The sequence below is a fragment of the Mycobacterium sp. Aquia_216 genome, from assembly GCF_026723865.1.
Classification (GTDB): Bacteria; Actinomycetota; Actinomycetes; order Mycobacteriales; family Mycobacteriaceae; genus Mycobacterium.
Window position 1 is genome coordinate 4,667,576 of the sequence record NZ_CP113529.1, and the last position, 17,896, is coordinate 4,685,471.

Below are 17,896 nucleotides of genomic sequence, written 5' to 3' on the forward strand. Positions count from 1 at the left end.
TCAGCGGTCACCGCGCCCCGACGACAGCAGCCGCCGCGCGCCCAGATCCAGCACGTACCCGATGACGCCGATGACGACAATCACCGCCACCACTTGACCGTAGGCGAGTTGGTCGCGCGCATTGAGGATCTGATAGCCCAAACCAGAACGCACACCGAGCATTTCGGCCGGCACCAGCACAACCCACGCGATTCCCAGTGCGACCCGTAAGCCGGTTTGCAGGTGCCCGCGGATGGCGGGCAGCACCACGACCGTCAGCTGCTCGGTGCGGGTTGCCCCGAACGACTTCGCGACCTCCAGATAACCGCGGTCGACGCTGTGCACGCCGGCCGCGGTGTTGATCAGGATCGGCCACACCGCCGCCGCGGCGATCAGAAAAATGACCGGCTCATTGCCGATTCCGAAGATCGCCACCGATATCGGAGCCCACGACAGCGGCGAGATCATCCGCAGAAATTGAACGACGGGACGAGTGGCACGATCGGCAAGATCGCTCAGCCCGATCAGCAATCCGGCGGGAATCCCGATGACCGCCGCCACCAGCAACCCAACGAGCAACCGCCACAGGCTGACCTCGGTATCGGCCAGCAGCACGCCGCGCTTGTACAGATCGACCAGGGATTTGGCCACCTGGCCCGGTGTCGTCTGGTGCAGCAAAGACTGCGGAGACGCAAGCACGGCGGTGACGAGCCACCAGAGCGCAACCGCGGAACCGATGGCCAGCGCGGGTGGCCACCAGCGTCGCAGAAACGGCCACTTCGGTGCGGACGTCGTCGCCGGTATGACTACCTCGCCCGGCACCGAGGTGTCGACGGGATCGACTCCCTGTGTGGTCATAGCGGTTGTACCTCTTCAACTCGGGTCAGGTCGGAAGGAATGCCGAAGCTGGCGGCACCGCCGTGCGCATCCAGCGCCGCCCGCACGAACCTGTCGTACACCAGCTGCGAGTGCGCGGTCGCGGGGTCGAGCCCATCCAGGAACCGCCGGTCGCCGTCGACGACCGTGTCGTGCATTGCCGCCACGAGCCGTCGGGTAAAACTCGGAAACGGGAACGGCTGGTAACCCAACCGCTGTGGCTGCCAATCCGGGTGTGCGAGCCGATAGTCCTTCGGGTTGTAGGTGAGTGCGGTCTTGATGGCCGGTAGCGGCTGGGGCAGATAGGCTCCACTCGACAATGCCGCCGCGGCGGCCGGCCGGTTGTCGTTAATGCGTTGCTGCGCAAGCACAATCGAATTGACCAGGGAAGCCGCCGCCTGTGGCCGGTTCTCGATGAGATCCTCGTGGGCCAGGACCACACAGCAGGCGTGGTCGCGCCACACGTCGCCCAGAAAGGTTTGGATGCGGCCGATCTTGCGTATCTGAGCCATCGCGTTGAACGGATCAGCCACGACATAACCGCTAATGGAACGGTTGGCCAGCGCGGGCACCATGTCGGAGGGACTCATGACGATCAGCTCGACCGTCCGGGCACTCCGCGACGCACTGCGGCGTACGACCGGCACCAGGTCATGGGCACGCAGCAGTTCCTGAAGAATGATGTTGTGGATCGACCACCAAAACGGTATGGCCACTTGCGTTCCCGCTAGTTGCCCGAAGTCGCCGATGTTCGGAGCGACGGTCAGCGCCGAGCCGTTGGTGTGGTTCCAGGCCAACACCCGGACGGCGCTGCCCAAAAAGAAGCGCAGCTGGATGGCCATCGGCATCAGCATGTGCACGGCGTCGACCTGACGGGTGACGAACGCTTCGGCCAGCGACGCCCAGCTGCGGAACAGCACCGGTTTGGCCGAGCTGACCACGCCGGGCTGGTAGAGCCCGGCGGCATGCGCGATCAACAGCGGCGCGGCGTCGGTGATGGGCAGGTATCCGATGCGCAGCTGTCCGCTGGTATTGGTCCGGTCGATGCTCGCGGCGTGCGCGAGGTCGGCGATGCCGGCCACGCCGCCGGCCGCCGCCAGCCCGACTGTCCCGGCCAGCAGCGACCGGCGGGAGAGCAGGGGGGTCATTGTTCGACCAGGCGGTAGTGGTCGAGAATCTCCCGTCGGAGTTCCTCGTCGGCGCTGGCGCCGGGTTGCCATTCCCGACGGATCCGCCCGTCGGGACCAAGCAGCACTACCCGGCTGGCCAATTGCAGCGCCTCGTCGACGTCGTGGGTGACCAGCACGACGGTGATCCCGAGCTCGACGGCAAGATCAGCCAGCCACGTCCGTAGATCACCGCGAATGGCGGGATCCAGAGCGCTGAACGGCTCGTCCAGCAGCAGCAGCCGGGCCCGGGTGGCCACCGCGCGGATGATCGAAACGCGCTGCGCCTGCCCGCCGGACAACTGGTCGGGATATTGGTCCGCCACCCGCTCCAGGTCGAAACGACGCAGCAGTTCCTGGGCGTATTCGGGTTCGAACGACACCCGGTTCGCGGCGAATCGTCCCGCGAAAAGCACGTTTTCCCGGGCGGTCAACCAAGGCATCAGGAGCGGTTGTTGAAAGACGACACCCGTGTGCGGCCGGGCCACGCCGTTACCGGTAGACCACTCGACCGTTCCGGAGGTCAGCTTTTCCAGTCCGGCGATGACCCGCAACAGAGTGGACTTGCCGCTGCCGCTGCGTCCAAGTATGGCCAGGAAGTCCCCGTCGTCGATGGTCAGATCGATGCCGGCGAGCGCGGGGCCGGTGGCCCCAAAACTCTTGTGGCCACTGACTATCCGCACTGTGCCAGTTGCCACGTCATGTCCTTTCGGGAAGCCCGGAACGCCTCACACCCCGCAGGGCAGGCACGAGGGCGACGCTGCCATAGACAGACCGCTCTGTCTATGTGAGCTGTCTTCGCGCAACGCGTACGTCTGCATCCACGGCGCGGCACCCGCGGTGCCCCGGTGTCGTCGCCATCGCCCGACAAGCTGCTTACGTATCCACGAATCCTGTTGCTGCACTGGTTGATTCAGTCGGTCGGCGGGAGCCGATCGGGTGGGCGTCGACGGCACGGAGCCGCGCCCAGTGACCCGCGTGTGTGGGAAATGACGCCCGCCGCGATTGGATCGCGCTGATCCGAACCGGCCCGGCCGGGTGTTATCGCCGGCAGGCGCGATCGATCAAGTCGGCCGCCAGACTGCGGCCCAGCCGGATCGGCTCCACCGATTCCTCGAGTTTGGAGCCCGCCAGCGCGCCGTCGTAGAGCAGCTGGATCTGCTGGGCGGTCACATCCGGCTGCGGTGCACCGGCGCAGTTCATCAGCTCGGTCAGCGATGATCGAACCCAACGGCGGTGCCCGTCGACGGGTTCGAAGCGCACGCCGGGAAACTCGGTGGCGACATTGGAATACAAGCAACCGGGAAACTCACCCTCGAGTCCTTTGGCGATCGCGAGATCGAAGAACGCCAAGGCTTTTTCGATGGGGCCGGCCGCGGTTTCGGTCGCCTTCTCCCACCGATCCCGGTCGGCGCGATCCAACTGTGTCAGATAAGCCGCCACCAAACCCGCTTTGGAACCGTATGAGTCGTAGAGGCTGGCTTTCGCGCAACCCGATTCGCGCAGGATCCGCTCGATGCCGACCGCCCGAATCCCGTGCGTGGCAAATAGTTTTGTCGCGACTACGAGTAGCCGGTCGGTGGGGGACGCCGAGCGCGGCCGTTGCGTGCTGGTGGTGGCGGCCTCCGCGGCAAGGCTGTCCATACCGCGACGCTAGCAGAGCTCGGGCCCTAGACAGAGCTGTCTGTCTGGTCGGGCGGTCGCGTCAGCGGTTCCTGACCCGGCGGACCACCACCACGACGACCAGGGCCACGACTCCTGCGATCGTGGCGGCCACCGCGGGTTTGGTCACAAACCCGATCACCCGGATCTTGATGTCGTCGGCGAGGCGGCGAGGATTGGCACGCTCGGCAAGCGAATCGACGGTGGCCGCCAGCTGATCGCGGGCCACATCGATCTCCTGCTTGATGGCTTCGGGGTCCCGGTCCGCCACTGTGCTGCCCTCCAAGTCCTCCGTAGTCCGCCTGGTGCGCCTGAGGAACTACCCTAATGCCGACGCCTGGATGAACCGAAAGGGATGTACCTTGACTGAGACCACGCGGCTGGCCGCTGGCGACAAAGCGCCCACCTTCAGCCTGCCCGACGCCGACGGCAAGAAGGTATCGCTGGCCGACTACCAGGGCCGCCAGGTCGTCGTCTACTTCTACCCGGCGGCCTCGACGCCGGGATGCACCAAACAGGCCTGCGACTTCCGCGACAACCTGGCCGAACTCAACGGTGCGGGCATCGACGTCGTCGGCATCTCCCCCGACAAGCCCGAGAAGCTGGCGAAGTTCCGCGACGCGGAGAAGCTGACGTTCCCGCTGCTGTCCGACCCCGACCGCAAGGTGCTCGCCGCTTACGGCGCCTATGGCGAGAAGCAGATGTACGGCAAGACGGTTACCGGCGTCATCCGCTCCACCTTCCTGGTCGACGAGAAGGGCAAGATCGCCGCCGCGCAATACAACGTCAAGGCCACGGGCCACGTCGCCAAGCTTCGGCGCGATTTAGACGTCTAGAGACGTCTAAGCGATGACGGCGGCGTCCTTGTATTCGGTGATCGGCCGCGCAATCCCCTGTTCGTCGCAGACCCGCTGCAGCTTCTCCAGCGTCTCGTCGATCCCCGGTCCGAGCCGCTTGCCGGGCGTGAAGCTGGCCGGCAGGTGCTGCATGCCCTGGATCACGCCGATGGTCCGATAGTGCACGGTGCCGTCGGGATCGCAGCGGTAATCGGGCATCCGGTCGAGCACCGCCGTGAGCATCGACTTGAACACCACCCGCGCGACATTGGAACCGATGCAGCGGTGGATGCCGAGCCCGAAGCTGAAGTGCCGGTTGTTCTTTCGGCCGAGGTCCAGTCGATGGGGATCGGGGAACACCGAGGGATCGCGGTTGGCCATCGCCCAGGATAGCCACAGGCGCTCGCCCTCCTTGAACTTCGTGCCCGCGATTTCGAGATCGGCGGCGATCGTGCGACCGTCCCCCGGGGCCGGCGTGAAGTAACGCAGAAATTCCTCGGTCGCGGAGTCGAGCAGCGTGTCCGATTCCCGCCTCAGCAATTCGCGCTGCTCGGCATTTTCGCCCAGCCATTCCAGTGCGTGGGCGGTCAGCGCCGTCGTCGTGTCGAAACCCCCACCGATGATCAAGCCGAGCATTCCGACCAGTTCGAGGTCGGGGGCGGGTTCGCCGTCGATCCGTAGTTTCGCCATCGCGTCGACCAGGCCCGGGCGCGGGTTCTCGCGGATCTCGAGGAGGTGGTTGAACAGGTCCATCCCCATCGCCACCGACTGCTCCATCACGGCCGGGAATTCGGGGGAATCGGCGGGTGTGTACACGCTGGCGTGGGCCGGCTCGCAGTAGAGCGTCCACTTCTTCAGCGGAACGCCCATCATCGCCAGAGTCAGCACCGCGGGGGTGATGTTCGCGAGATCGTCGACGAAGTCGATCCGCCCGGATTCGATCTTTTCGTCGATGCTCGCCCGCACGATCTCGTCGACAAATGGCACCCAGCGCTTGACGGCGGCCGGCGACAGGTAGGGGTTGAGGACGCTGCGGTACGCGGAGTGCTCGGGTTCGTCCATCTCGAGCATGCCGCCACGGATGCCGGCGCCCTGCGGCGTCGTGGGAATGGTGATGCCCTGGTAAGCGGGGCGTTGGCCGGTGACGTCGTGGTCGTTGGAAACCTGCGGGCATCGAGCGAGCTCGAAGACTTCCCTGCTGCCCGCGGCCACCCAATGCCCGTCGTAGGTGTCGGTCCACGCCACCGGGCACCTGGCATGCATCTCTTCGGTGATCGCGGTGAACCGCTCGCGGTACTCCGGGGTGTGGCGATCGAAGTGGTAACGGTTGATCTTGCCGGCTGTGTCGGCTCTGCCGGTCAGGGTGTCTTCCGTGCTCACGGTGGCGTCTCCTGCGGACGAATGGCTGCGCTGCCTCTATGAGCAGTATGCGGTTGGCGCGACCTGGACGTCTAGGACTTCGGCTCCGCGTCCGGGCAGAGGTCGGCATGGGCAAAGCGGACCGCGGCGTCGGATTGCTCGTGGGTGAGGTCCGCCTGCTTACCGGTACGAGAGTTGGCGAACACCGAATCGGCGACCTGGGCGGGTGCCTCGCCGGTGTAGAGGCGCCAGCAGATGGCGTTGCCAAACCCCACCAGGTCGAAGTTGTGCGGGTCGTCGCGGTTACCGATGCCGACGCTGTTGATGTCGTAGAGGAACTCATCGGCCCCCGCGTGCGCGGGGCCGGCCACGGCGATTGCGCCACCCAGTAATGCGCCAACCACTAACCCCGTGCCGAGCCAACCGATGTTCGGCCTAGGACGTCGCGCCATAGGTCGTATCTTCCATCAGCCCGGGATGGCCAACAGCAGCGCCTCGGCGATTGCCGCGCTTGGGCAACCGGAATAGAAACGGACCGTAGTCCGGTTGCGCACGATATGACGGCAACTGAGCGAATTATCGAACTTCTCCAGCGGAACCTTCAGGAGGTCTTCGGGGAGGGCGACCCGGCGCGTCGGCGCGCGGCCATCGAAGAGTTCTACACAGACGATTGCGTGGTCTATGTTCCGGACGCGGTTCTGGTAGGACACGACGCAGTCGACGCCTTCGCCGGTGAACTACGCGCGACCCATCCCCACTTTGTCTACACACACCATGGCGAGCCGCAGGCCCTACACAACGGGGGAATTCTTGCGTGGGGCTCGGGCCCGAAGGGCGAGCCGGCCGAGTACACCGGCCTCGATGTTGTCGTCGTTCGGGATAGCAAAATCGCTGCCCTGTACGTCTTCCTCAATCCGAAGTTGTCGGCCTAGGCCAGGTTGGCCAGCAGCAGCGCCTCGGTGATCGCGGCGCGTTCCAGCACGCCCAGATGCAGGCTCTCGTTGATGCTGTGGGCTTGGGTTGCCGGGTCTTCCACGCCGGTGACGAGGATCTTCGCCTCCGGGAACGCCTCGGCGAATTCGGCGATGAACGGGATCGATCCGCCCATGCCCATGTCGATCGCATCGGTCCCCCACGCCTGCCGAAACGCCGCCCGCGCCGCGTCGTAGACCACGCCGCTGGCATCGATGGCGTAGGGCTCGCCGATGTCGCCGCGGGTGACGCTGACCTGAGCGCCCCACGGCGTGTGCCGCTGTAGGTGGGCGGTCAACGCGTCCAGGTGCGCCGCGGCGTCGCCGCCGGGCGCGACCCGCATGCTGATCTTGGCGGCCGCGCGCGGGATCAGCGTGTTCGACGCCTTCTCGATCGGTGTGGTGTCGATCCCGATCACGGTGATCGCGGGTTTGGCCCACAGTCGCTGCGGCGCCGACCCCGAGCCGATCTCGGACACCCCGTCCAGCAGCCCGGAGTCGGCGCGCACCCGCTCGGGCGGGTATTCCACAGCGGCGGCGGTACTTTCGTGCAGACCCCCCACGGCTACGTTGCCGTTGTCGTCGTGCAGGCTGGCCAGCAATCGCACCAGAACGCTCAGCGCGTCGGGCACCACACCGCCCCAAATGCCGGAGTGCAGCCCGTGGTCGAGCGTGGCGACCTCGACCACGCAGTCGACCAAGCCGCGCAGCGTGACCGTCAGCGCCGGGATTTCGGTGCTCCAGTTGTCCGAGTCGGCGATGACGATGACGTCGGCGGCGAGTGCATCGCGATGGGCGGCCAGCAGCCGGCCCAGCGACGGCGACCCGGATTCCTCTTCCCCTTCGACGAAGACCGTGACACCCACCGGCGGTTGGCCACCATGCGCCCGGAACGCGGCCAAATGCGTTGCGATACCGGCCTTGTCGTCGGCGCTGCCGCGCCCGTACAGCCGCCCGTTGCGCTCGGTCGGCTCAAACGGCGGCGACACCCACTGATCGCGGTCGCCTTCGGGTTGCACATCGTGGTGGGCGTACAGCAGCACGGTAGGTGCACCGGCGGGTGCCGGATGCTGCGCGATGACCGCCGGGGCGCCGCCCTCGCTGACGATGCGCACATCGCCAAAACCCGCCTGCGACAACAGATCCGCTACGGCCTGCGCGCTGCGATGAACCTCGTCGCGGCGGCCGGGGTCGGCCCAGACCGACTCGATCCGCACCAGGTCCTCGAGATCGCGGCGCACCGACGGCAAGACATCGCGTACGCGCTCAACCAGATCGCTCATATCCTCGAGGCTAGGCCCTCAGGGCGTCTCGAGGATGGCGACCGCAGCCGCGGTATCCCCTTCGTGGGTCAGCGACACGTGGATCGTGACGTCGGCCAGATGCTTGGCGATGTCCCCGGTCAGCCGGACCCGCGGTCGTCCCCACATGTCGGTGACGACTTCGATGTCGCGGTGGATGTCCTCCGGCAGCACCGGGCGCTGGGCGAACCGTGATCCCGACCAGGCCTTGATCACGGCCTCCTTCGCGGCCCAACGCGCCGCCAGGTGACGCGCCGCCGACGAACTTTTATCCGAGGCGTCGCGACGCTCACCGGGCGTAAACGTCTCGGAGAAGACAGTTCCCGGCTGGTCGACCTGCTCGGCGAAATCAGGAATGGAGACGAGGTCTATCCCCACACCGACGATGCCCATGGCTGGCCAGGCTAACGCATCGGCGGAGTCATTCCGCAGACACCCGGTAGGCGTCGTCGGCGCCGAGTCGCGCGACCGGATTCAGCAGCATCGAAGCTTCCTGGCGCTTCTCCGGCGCACTGTGGTCGAAGCGACGGTCCGGCGGCCGCTGGTACAACGGCTCGCCGCCGGCGATGGCCGACACCAGCCGGCGCTGACCGGCCACCAGGCGTGCGTTCGCCCGCCGCTGGTAGTCCTCCCGCTGCTCGGGGTCCAGCGACGCGATGAACGCCTGCGGGTGCACCAGCGCGACTAGCCCGGACACGTGGCCGAACCCGAGGCTGGTCAGCAGCCCGGCCTTGAGGGGGAACTTCCCGCCGAGCCGCAGGGTGTCGCGCACCCAGACGAAGTGGGCCGAGCCGGACAGTTCGTCGTCGACGCAATCCAGACTGCGGTTGGGCGGGATGACACCGTCGCGCAACATCTGGCACAAGCCCATCATCTGGAAGACCGCCGCGCCGCCCTTGGCGTGCCCGGTCAGGCTCTTCTGCGACACGATGAATAGCGGAGCGCCCGCGGAGCGGCCCAGCGAGTCGGCCAGCCGCTCGTGCAGCTCGGTCTCGTTGGGATCGTTGGCCAGCGTCGACGTGTCGTGCTTGGAGATCACCGCGATGTCATCGGCGCCCACGCCCAGCTTGGCCAATTCGCGTGCCAGCGGCGCATCCTTGCCGCCGCGACCCGCGCCCAGCGCGCCCAGGCCCGGGGCCGGGATCGAGGTGTGCACCCCGTCGCCGTACGACTGCGCAAAGCCCACCACCGCGAGCACCGGCAGGCCCATCTTGAGCGCCAGGTCGCCACGCGCCAGCAGGATCGTGCCGCCACCCTGGGCTTCGACGAAGCCGAGCCGCCGGCGGTCGTTGGGGCGGGAGAACTTCGAGTCGTGAATACCCCGGCCGCGCATCATTCCGGTGTCGGCGGTGGCCGCCATGTCGCCGAAGCCGATGATGCCTTCCAGCGTCAGGTCGTCGATCCCGCCGGCAACGACCATTTCAGCCTTGCCGAGCCGGATCTTATCCATGCCCTCCTCGACCGACACCGCGGCCGTCGCGCACGCCGCGACCGGGTGGATCATCGAGCCGTAACTGCCGATGTAGGACTGAACCACATGCGCGGCAACGATATTCGGCAGAACTTCCTGGAAGATGTCGTTCGGCTTGTTACGGCCCAGCAGGTTGCCGTGGTACATCGTCTGCATCGAGCTGCCGCCACCCATACCGGTGCCCATGGTGTTGGCCACCAGGCTCGGGTGCACGTAGCGCATCACTTCGGCGGGGCTGAACCCGGCGGACAGGAATGCGTCGACGGTCGCAACGATGTTCCACACCGCAAGCCGGTCAATGGAACTGGCCATGTCGGCGCTGATGCCCCACACCGTCGGATCGAACCCGGTCGGGACCTGGCCGCCAACCACACGCGACAGCTTGTTCTTTCGCGGCACCCGAATCTCGGTGCCCGCCTTGCGGATGACCTGCCAGTCACTCGAATCCGGCACCGGCCGGATCACCGTGTGCTCGGGGTCGAACTCGGCGAAGGCGCGGGCGTCGGCCTCGGAGGAGACGACGAACGCGAAGTCCTTCTCCAGGAACACCGACACAAGTAACGGCGACGCGTGGTCGGGATCGATCGAGCCGTCGTCGACGAACTCCCGGATGCCACAGCGCTCGACGACAACGTCGTGGTAGCGCTCGACCAGTTCAGCCTCGTCGATCAGATCACCGGATTGCGTGTCGTACCAACCCGGTTGGGGGTCATCCTCCCAGCGAATCAGCCCAGTGGTCCACGCCAGCTCGAGAACCCCGGCGGCCGACAGTTCGCTGTCGACCTCCATCTCGAAGCGGGTGCGCGACGATCCGTACGGGCCGAGCTCGGCGCCGCCGACGATCACCACCAGATCGGCCGGGTCGACGTCGAGGTCGGCCCATTCCGGCGGGGGTGCCGGGGTGTACCCGCGCGGCGGCGACGGTAACGCGGCAACGGTTCCCGGGTTACCCCGGCCGCTCTCGTCGTCCGCCTCTTCGCTTGCGGCAGTGGCCTGCTCGCGCGCCTTGGCGGCCAACTCGGCCATGTCGAGTTCGATCTCGCCGAGGCCGCCGGTCAGGTCCGCCTTGATCGGCTCGCTGGCCGCGGCCACCTTGGATTCCACATCGCACAGGGCCAGCAGCATCGCGGCCATCTGGTCGGTGGAGTAGGTGGTGACACCGGCCTCCTCGACGGCGGTGACGATGGCGTCGTTGTGGCCCATCAGCCCGGTCCCACGGGTCCAGCCGATCAGGGCGTGCGCCAAGCTGACTCGGGCCGCCCACGAGGACTCGGCGTGCCAACGGCTCACCAGGGCGTCCAGCGCAGACTTGGCCTCGCCGTAAGCGCCGTCACCGCCGAACATTCCACGGTTGGGCGAGCCGGGCAGTACCACGTGCAACCGCGACGCGATGTCGCGTTCGGCGCCGATCTTCGACAGACCGCCGATCAGCCGCTGCACGGCCCAGAGCAGAACCTTCATCTCCATCTCGGCGCGCGAACCGGCCTCCGACAGATCGCCGACCACCCGCGGTGCCGCGAACGGGAACAGCAGTGTCGGGGTTTGCGCATCCTTGATGTGAATCGACTGCGGCCCAAGGCTTTCGCTCTGCTCGGCACCGACCCATTCGACCAAGGCGTCGATGTCGGAATAGGAGGCCATGTTGGCCGCGACCACCCACAGCGACGCACCGAACCGAGCGTGGTCGCGGTACAGCGTGCGGTAGAACGCCAACCGGTCCTCGTCGAGCTTGGACGTCGTCGCGATGACGGTGGCACCGCCATCGAGCAGTCGCGCCACCACCGATGCCGCGATCGAACCCTTCGAAGCCCCGGTGACCACGGCGACTTCGCTGTGGTAGGGACCGGGCTCCGGGTTCTCGGCGCCCGCGGCGATCCGGCCGTACAGCGAGGCGTGGATCTGACGGCCCGCCGCCAGCGCCCTGCCCTGCCACCAGGTGGCCTGGGTGGCGACGACGTGGCCGGCGCCCTCGAAGCGTTCGGACAACCGCACCCAGTCGGCGTCGATGTCGCCCTCGTCGGTCAGCCACAGCTTGACCAGGTCCTCGCGGGCGCTGGCCCAGCGGTCGTCGAACACGACCGCCTTCTTGGCCTCGAACACCGGCGCCACCAAACGTGGCCATTCCGAACCTAATTCGGCGGTGACCAGGTCGATCAGCTCGGCATCGGTGGCTACCGGTGCGGCGCCGACCGAATCGTCCAGCCCCAACTGCCCCAGCATCAGACGGGCCGCCGAGGCGAGCACGCCGTCACGGCCGGTGATCTGGTCGGTGAATTCGGAAAGCGCGGCGGCGTCGATGGTTGCCCCGCCACCACCGCCCGCGGACGGCAGCGCCACCGAAATACCGCGCCGGGCCGCCACCGAAGCGACAGCGGCGTCGATGACCTTGTCGACGGAGGCGGCGTCGGCCAGGGCGCCCTCGTGCAGGTGCCCCATCGCACCACCACGGACGCTGGTGCCCTCGCGAGTTCCCAGCGCGACCTCGACCGTGACGTGCTTGGCCCAGCCCTCGCCGAGCTCCCAGGTCTTCGTGACCCGCTCGGTGATGGCGGCCGGCCGCTTGCCGGACGGCCCGAGGACGGTGCGCAGCTGGTCGTTGATCGCGTCGGAAAGCACTGGGCCATAGGGCTTGTAGGTACGCGCCAGCTTTGTCACCTGCGCCCGCAGTCCGGCCAGGTCGGCCTCGGCGGCACCGTCGATGGCGCCCAGGTTCAACTCCGAACCCAGGTCCACCAGCAGCTGGTTGCGCCGCGACGACGCGCCGTCGGTGATGGATTCGATGGAGTCCAGCTCCTCGATCTGGTCGATGCGCATCTTGGCCGACAGCGCGATCAGCGCGAGCGTCGCGTCGGCCGCGTCGAACCCGATGTCATCGGGACGTGGGGCACCAGACGGAGCGGTGGGCGCGGCCACCGGTGCGGGCGCGGCGCCGTCAGGAGCCGTTGCGGCTTGCGGCGCACCGTCGGCGGCCGGAACGGCTGCGGCGGAATCCTCGTCGGCCTCCGGCTCCGGGTCGGTGTCGTTGGCGAACAGCACCGCCGCGTCGCGCTCGGCGTTGAGCACTTCCACAGTGCTGTGGGCATATTCCGGCAGTTTGAGGGTGTTGGTGGCCAGCCCGGCGACGGTCGGCGCCGACTTCACGCCGATCTCGACGAACCGCTCCACACCCATGCCACCGGCGGCCTCCTCGATGAACAGCAGGTCTTGGGTTTCGATCCAGCGCACCGGGCTGGCGAACTGCCAAGCCAACAGCTCGATGAACACCGTGCGGGCCATCTCGCCCCGCCGCTCGGCAAGCCAGGTGTCGTAGTCGGCGAGGATCGGGTCGAGCGGTTCGGCCGGCACCAAATCGCGGATCTCCTGGATGAAGTCACGATCCAGCGTGAACGGCCGCGGCACCAGGTTGGGAATGTAGCGCCCGATGATCAGGTCGGGATCCGCATCACGCGGCATGACCCGCTCCAGTGAACGGCGGAAGTCGGCAACACCAACCCGCAACACCCGGGAGTGGAACGGCACGTCGATGCCCGGCACCAGGATGAACGACCGCTTGCCGCCGCTGATCTCGCGGCGCCGCTCCACTTCTTCCTCGAGGGCCTCCAGCCCGCGCACCGTGCCGGCGATCGCGTACTGCGAGCCACGCAGATTGAAGTTCACGATCTCCAGGAATTCCCCGGTGCGCTCGGCGATTTCGGCGACGAAGTCGGTCACCTCGTCGTCGGGCAGGTCGATCTGCGAGGGCCGGATCGCCGCCAACCGGTAGTTGGAGCGGCCCATCTCGTCGCGCGGCACGATGTCGTGCATGTTCGACCCGCGGTGAAACACGGTCTCCAGCAGAGCTTCCAGCTGATAGACACCGAGCACGCAAGCAAGTGCGGTGTACTCACCGACCGAGTGACCGCAGGCGATGGCGCCCTCGACGAACGCGCCCTGCTCGCGCATCTCGGCGACCTGCGCGGCCGCCACGGTCGCCATCGCGACCTGGGTGAACTGCGTCAGATACAGGACACCGTCGGGGTGGTGGTAGTGCACGCCGCTGGCGATCAGGCTGGTCGGGTTGTCACGCACCACGTGCAGCACCGAGAAGCCCAGGGTCTCGCGGGTGAACTTGTCCGCGTCGTCCCACACCTTGCGGGCAGCCTTGGACCGGGCGCGCACCTCCATGCCCATGCCCTTGTGCTGAATCCCCTGGCCGGGGAAGGCATAGACCGTCTTGGGCGCGGCCAGCCGCGCGGTCGCCGACATCACCAGGTCTGATCCGATGCGCGCGGCTACTTCCAAAACCTCTGCGCCCTGGTCGATTCCGACGCGGTCGACCCGGAAGTCGACCTGATCACCCGGACGGACCATACCCAGGAACCGCGCGGTCCAGCCGATCAAGCGGGCCGGCGGACGGGCCTGGCCGTCGGTGGCGGTCACCGTGTGCTGTGCGGCCGCCGACAACCACATGCCGTGCACGATGGGCGATTCCAGTCCGGCCAGCAGCGCGGCTGCCCGGTCCGTGTGGATCGGGTTGTGGTCACCGGACACCACGGCGAAGGGACGCATGTCGACCGGCGCGGTCATCGTCACGTCGCGGCGGCGCCGCCGCGGAGTGTCGGTCGTGTTCTCCGACACCGCGCCTCCGGCCCGGGTCGGGTCGGTGAGCTCGGCGGCACCGGTACGCCCAAGGATGGCGAATCGCTCCTCGAGAGTGGCGATCGCCGCACCGTCGGGACCGGCCATCGTCACCGAGACCGAGACGACCCGGCCCATGTCGGTGTCGATCGCCGCCGAAGCCGTTGCGGTAACGGTCAATTGGGCCGGCTCCGTGGGGAGCTTGCCGACCACGTGCGCGGCGTGGTCCAAATGCACCAGGCTCAGCAGGCCCTCGACGACCGGGACACCGGCCTCGGTGACCGCGGCGCCGATCGTGGAGAAAACCGCGGGCCAGCACAGACCGACCAGGGCGTCGGGCACGGCGGTCAGGCTGGGCGCCAAACGTTCGCCAAAGGTGGCCGTGACCCCGGTGTGGTCGGCGACCCGCTCGGGGTCCCAGTCCACCGTCACGGTGGCCGTCCCGTCGCTCACCTGGGGCAGGAACTCCGGCCCGTCCACGCCGGCGGCGATCGCTAGGACCGCGCGCATCGCGGCGGTGGCGTCGTCGGTCGAGACCACCGGCGCACCGCCATCAATGGTGTTGGCGTGCAGCGTGAATGGGATCTCAATCCAAACCCCGGAGATCGGGATGCTGAGCACGACCTGCTCGTTGCCGGCCCCGCCGTCGGACTTGACCTGCAGGCGAGCTCCGGTCGACGAATGCGTGGCGCGCTGACCCTCGGATCCGTCATGGACCAGCCAGTCGGCCGGGTCGGCGATGCGATGCACCGGGTTGGTGGTGGTGCGCCCGGCCCACAGCACATCCGGGGCGTCGAGTACGACGGCCAGTGGCCCGGTCACATCCGGGCGGCCCAGCCGGCGCGACCTGACGGGCTTCGCCTCGGCTCCGGCACTCAGCACTTCGTCGATGGCGGCCTGCTCGAAGCGGTCGAGCAATTCACCGACGGGCTCGTCCACCCGGGTGATGCCGGCGACCGCTGCCGTGCCGGGGATGATGCACACCTGGTCGGCGTCGTAACGGGCGTCGTGGGCCTGCCACAGCGAGTCGCTGCGCCACCAGCGGCGCACATCCTTGTCGATGACCGGAACGAAGTTCACCGGCTTGCCCAGCGTCTTGCACAGCGTGACGAAGAACGGCACGTCGGCCGGGTGCAACACGACGGTTTCGGCGTCGGGGTAGCGACCGACGAGCGTCGCGATCGCCTGCTGCGGGCTTTCCAGCAGCGCCGCGTCGTTGAACAGCGTCTCGATCGGGCCGTGGTCCTGGGCATGCAGTCGCGCCTCGGCGCGCTGCAGCATCTGCTGGAAGCGGTCACGCCAGGTGTCGGCCAGCCACGGGCTGCCGGGCGAGGCGGTGTCCGCGGTCGAGTTGCCCTCGCCGATGGCGAGCTCGACGTAGCGCTGCAGCCACTGCAGGTAGGTCATGTCTGCGACATCGCCGAAGTACGGCTTGGCGGTGCCGGCCATCGCGGCGATGATTTCGTCGCGGCGCTCGGCAACAGCGTCGGCGTCGCCGGCGACCTCGTCGAGCAGCCGGCCGCAGCGCGACGCGGCGTTGTCGATCTCGTGGATGTCGGCACCCAGCTGGCTGCGGCTGGAAGCCATGCCGCCCTGGGCTTTTCCGGCGCCGATCCACTGGTCGGTGCCGGTGGTCTCGACCAGCAGCTGCTTGACCGACGGCGACGTGGTCGCCTCGAGTGTCGCCATCGCCGCGGTGCCGACCAGGATCCCGTCGATCGGCATCGACGGGAAGCCGTAGGACTGCGACCAACGGCCGGACAAGTATTCGGCGGCCTGCTCGGGCGTGCCGATACCGCCGCCGACGCAGACGGTGATGTTGGAGCGTGACCGCAGCTCCGAGTAGGTAGCCAGCAGCAGGTCGTCGAGGTCTTCCCAGGAGTGGTGACCGCCGGCGCGGCCGCCCTCGATGTGCACGATCACCGCTTTGGTGGGCGCCTCGGTCGCGATGCGGATGACCGAGCGGATCTGCTCGATGGTGCCGGGCTTGAACACGACGTGGCTGATGCCGACGTCGTTGAGCTCGTCGATCAGCTCGACGGCTTCCTCGAGGTCCGGGATGCCGGCGCTGACCACCAGGCCGTCGATCGCGGCGCCTGATTGGCGGGCCTTTTGCACCAGGCGCTTACCGCCGACCTGAAGCTTCCACAGGTAGGGGTCGAGGAACAGGGTGTTGAACTGGTAGGTACGGCCCGGCTCGAGCAACCCGGACAGCTCCTCGATGCGGGCGGCGAAGATTTCTTCGGTCACCTGCCCGCCACCGGCCAGCTCGGCCCAGTGTCCGGCGTTGGCCGCGGCGGCGACGATCTTGGCGTCGACCGTCGTCGGGGTCATGCCGGCCAGCAGGATCGGCGAGCGCCCGGTCAGCCGGGTGAACTTCGTCGAGAGCTTGACCCGGCCGTCGGGCAGGGTCACGGCGGTCGGCGCGTAGCTCGACCAGGGGCGTGCCACCTCGGGGGTCGCGCCGACGGTGAAGAGGTTGCGCTGACCGCCGCGGGTTGCGGCGGGCACAATGCCGACGCCGAGACCGCGGATCACCGGCGCGGTGAGGCGGGTCAGGATGTCGCCGGGACCCAGGTCGAGAATCCAGCGCGCGCCGGCGTTGTGCACCCTGGTGATCTCTTCCACCCAGTCGACGCCGCTCACCAAAATGGCGTCGGTCAGGCGCCGGGCCAGCTCGACGTCCAGACCGACCTTCTCGGCCCAGCCACCGACGATGTCGATGCCGTCGGCCAACCGCGGGGTGTGGAAGCCCACCTCGACCCGCACCGGGTCGAAGACCGGCGCGAAGACGTCGCCGCCGCGCAGCTTGTTCTTGCGGTCGGCCTCTTCTTTCTCGGAGATCTGCTGGCAGTACAGCTCGAAGCGGGAAAGTTGCTCCGGGGTGCCGGTGATGACGACCGAACGCCGCCCGTTGCGGATGGACAGCACCGGGGGCAGCACCGTCCTGACGTCCTGCGAGAACTCGTCGAGCAGCGCCACGATGCGTTCGGGGTCGGCGTTGGTGACCGACACCATCGGCGGGCGGTCACCGAGCACGGCGATGCCACGGCGACGGGCCACCAGCGTCCCGGCCGCACCGATCAGCTGGGCCAGGGCCAGCAGCTCGACGTCGCGAGCAGCGGCCCCGTCCTTCAAGGCCTTGAATGCCTCGACGGCGAGCACGCCCTGCGAGTGCCCGGCCACGGCGACCGGCGGGTGCGAGGTCCAGTCCATGCCCTGTCGCGCCAGGGCGCGCCCGGCCGCGATCTGGGTGACCAGTACGCCGGGCATCGACACCGCGGCCGACGTCAGGTGCTTGTCCGCGGGAACCGGGTCCTCAGCCGCCAGCGCGCGTACCCATTGCAGCGGCTCGAAGCCGATCGGACGCACCACGACCAGCTCTTTCGCCACCGGCTCGAGCAGGAGCTCCGCTTCGCCGACCAGGGTTGCGATATCGGTCTCGATGCCTGCCGAGGACACCAGCTCTTCGAGGGTCTCCAACCAGGCGCTGCCCTGACCGCCGAACGCGACGGCGTACGGCTCGCCGGCCGTGAGACGGTCGACCAGAGCATGGGTGCTGTGCGGGCCATTCCCGTCGCGGTCAGCGGACACCCGGTCGTGCTCGTGGATCGTCACCTTGTGTATCTCCCTGTGTGCGTCTTCACGTATCGGTTCG

The 17,896-nt window shown here is 67.8% G+C and carries 12 protein-coding genes; 2 read left to right on the top strand and 10 right to left on the bottom strand.

Annotation, left to right across the window (positions count from 1 at the left end; translation table 11 throughout):
* From OK015_RS21790 to OK015_RS21810, 5 genes are all read right to left on the bottom strand, one after another.
* Positions 1-837, bottom strand: coding sequence for an ABC transporter permease (locus OK015_RS21790; RefSeq protein ID WP_268126055.1), 837 nt, complete (start codon positions 835-837; stop codon positions 1-3).
* Positions 834-2,003, bottom strand: a complete 1,170-nt coding sequence (locus OK015_RS21795) for an ABC transporter substrate-binding protein (protein ID WP_268126056.1) — start codon at positions 2,001-2,003, stop codon at positions 834-836. The genes OK015_RS21790 and OK015_RS21795 overlap by 4 nt, the downstream gene beginning before the upstream one ends.
* Complete coding sequence (locus OK015_RS21800; RefSeq protein WP_268126057.1) at positions 2,000-2,719, bottom strand: ABC transporter ATP-binding protein; 720 nt, start codon at positions 2,717-2,719, stop codon at positions 2,000-2,002. The genes OK015_RS21795 and OK015_RS21800 overlap by 4 nt, the downstream gene beginning before the upstream one ends.
* Before the next feature lie 343 nt (positions 2,720-3,062).
* Complete coding sequence (locus OK015_RS21805; RefSeq protein ID WP_268126058.1) at positions 3,063-3,665, bottom strand: TetR/AcrR family transcriptional regulator; 603 nt, start codon at positions 3,663-3,665, stop codon at positions 3,063-3,065.
* A 61-nt stretch (positions 3,666-3,726) separates the two neighbouring features.
* The gene (locus OK015_RS21810; protein ID WP_268126059.1) at positions 3,727-3,954 is read right to left on the bottom strand and encodes a DUF3618 domain-containing protein; all 228 of its coding nucleotides are present in this window, start codon (positions 3,952-3,954) and stop codon (positions 3,727-3,729) included.
* 91 nt (positions 3,955-4,045) lie between these two features.
* On the opposite strand from OK015_RS21810, the gene bcp reads away from it, so the two are divergent.
* Entirely contained in the window at positions 4,046-4,519 is a 474-nt protein-coding gene (gene bcp, locus OK015_RS21815) for a thioredoxin-dependent thiol peroxidase (RefSeq protein ID WP_268126060.1), read from the top strand.
* Between the two features lie 6 nt (positions 4,520-4,525).
* Here bcp and OK015_RS21820 read toward each other — a convergent pair whose 3' ends face one another.
* Both OK015_RS21820 and OK015_RS21825 read right to left on the bottom strand, forming a co-directional pair.
* Positions 4,526-5,899 carry a cytochrome P450 gene (locus OK015_RS21820; RefSeq protein ID WP_268126061.1) on the bottom strand — a complete coding sequence of 458 codons (1,374 nt, stop codon included), beginning with the start codon at positions 5,897-5,899 and terminating at the stop codon, positions 4,526-4,528.
* A 71-nt stretch (positions 5,900-5,970) separates the two neighbouring features.
* Positions 5,971-6,330 (bottom strand): DUF732 domain-containing protein, encoded by a 360-nt coding sequence (locus OK015_RS21825; RefSeq protein WP_268126062.1) that lies wholly within the window; start codon positions 6,328-6,330, stop codon positions 5,971-5,973.
* 105 nt (positions 6,331-6,435) lie between these two features.
* Between OK015_RS21825 and OK015_RS21830 the strand changes: the two genes are divergently transcribed.
* Positions 6,436-6,810 carry a nuclear transport factor 2 family protein gene (locus OK015_RS21830; RefSeq protein ID WP_268126063.1) on the top strand — a complete coding sequence of 125 codons (375 nt, stop codon included), beginning with the start codon at positions 6,436-6,438 and terminating at the stop codon, positions 6,808-6,810.
* Here OK015_RS21830 and OK015_RS21835 read toward each other — a convergent pair.
* The 3 genes from OK015_RS21835 to OK015_RS21845 are packed head-to-tail and all read right to left on the bottom strand — an operon-like array spanning position 6,807 to position 17,856.
* Positions 6,807-8,132 carry a dipeptidase gene (locus OK015_RS21835; RefSeq protein ID WP_268126064.1) on the bottom strand — a complete coding sequence of 442 codons (1,326 nt, stop codon included), beginning with the start codon at positions 8,130-8,132 and terminating at the stop codon, positions 6,807-6,809. The two genes, OK015_RS21830 and OK015_RS21835, sit on opposite strands and share 4 nt — an antisense overlap.
* Before the next feature lie 18 nt (positions 8,133-8,150).
* A complete protein-coding gene (gene acpS / locus OK015_RS21840; protein WP_066815041.1) occupies positions 8,151-8,543 on the bottom strand; it encodes a holo-ACP synthase AcpS in 393 nt (130 codons plus the stop codon).
* 28 nt (positions 8,544-8,571) lie between these two features.
* Positions 8,572-17,856, bottom strand: coding sequence for a type I polyketide synthase (locus tag OK015_RS21845; protein ID WP_268126066.1), 9,285 nt, complete (start codon positions 17,854-17,856; stop codon positions 8,572-8,574).
* Positions 17,857-17,896 lie beyond the last annotated feature (40 nt).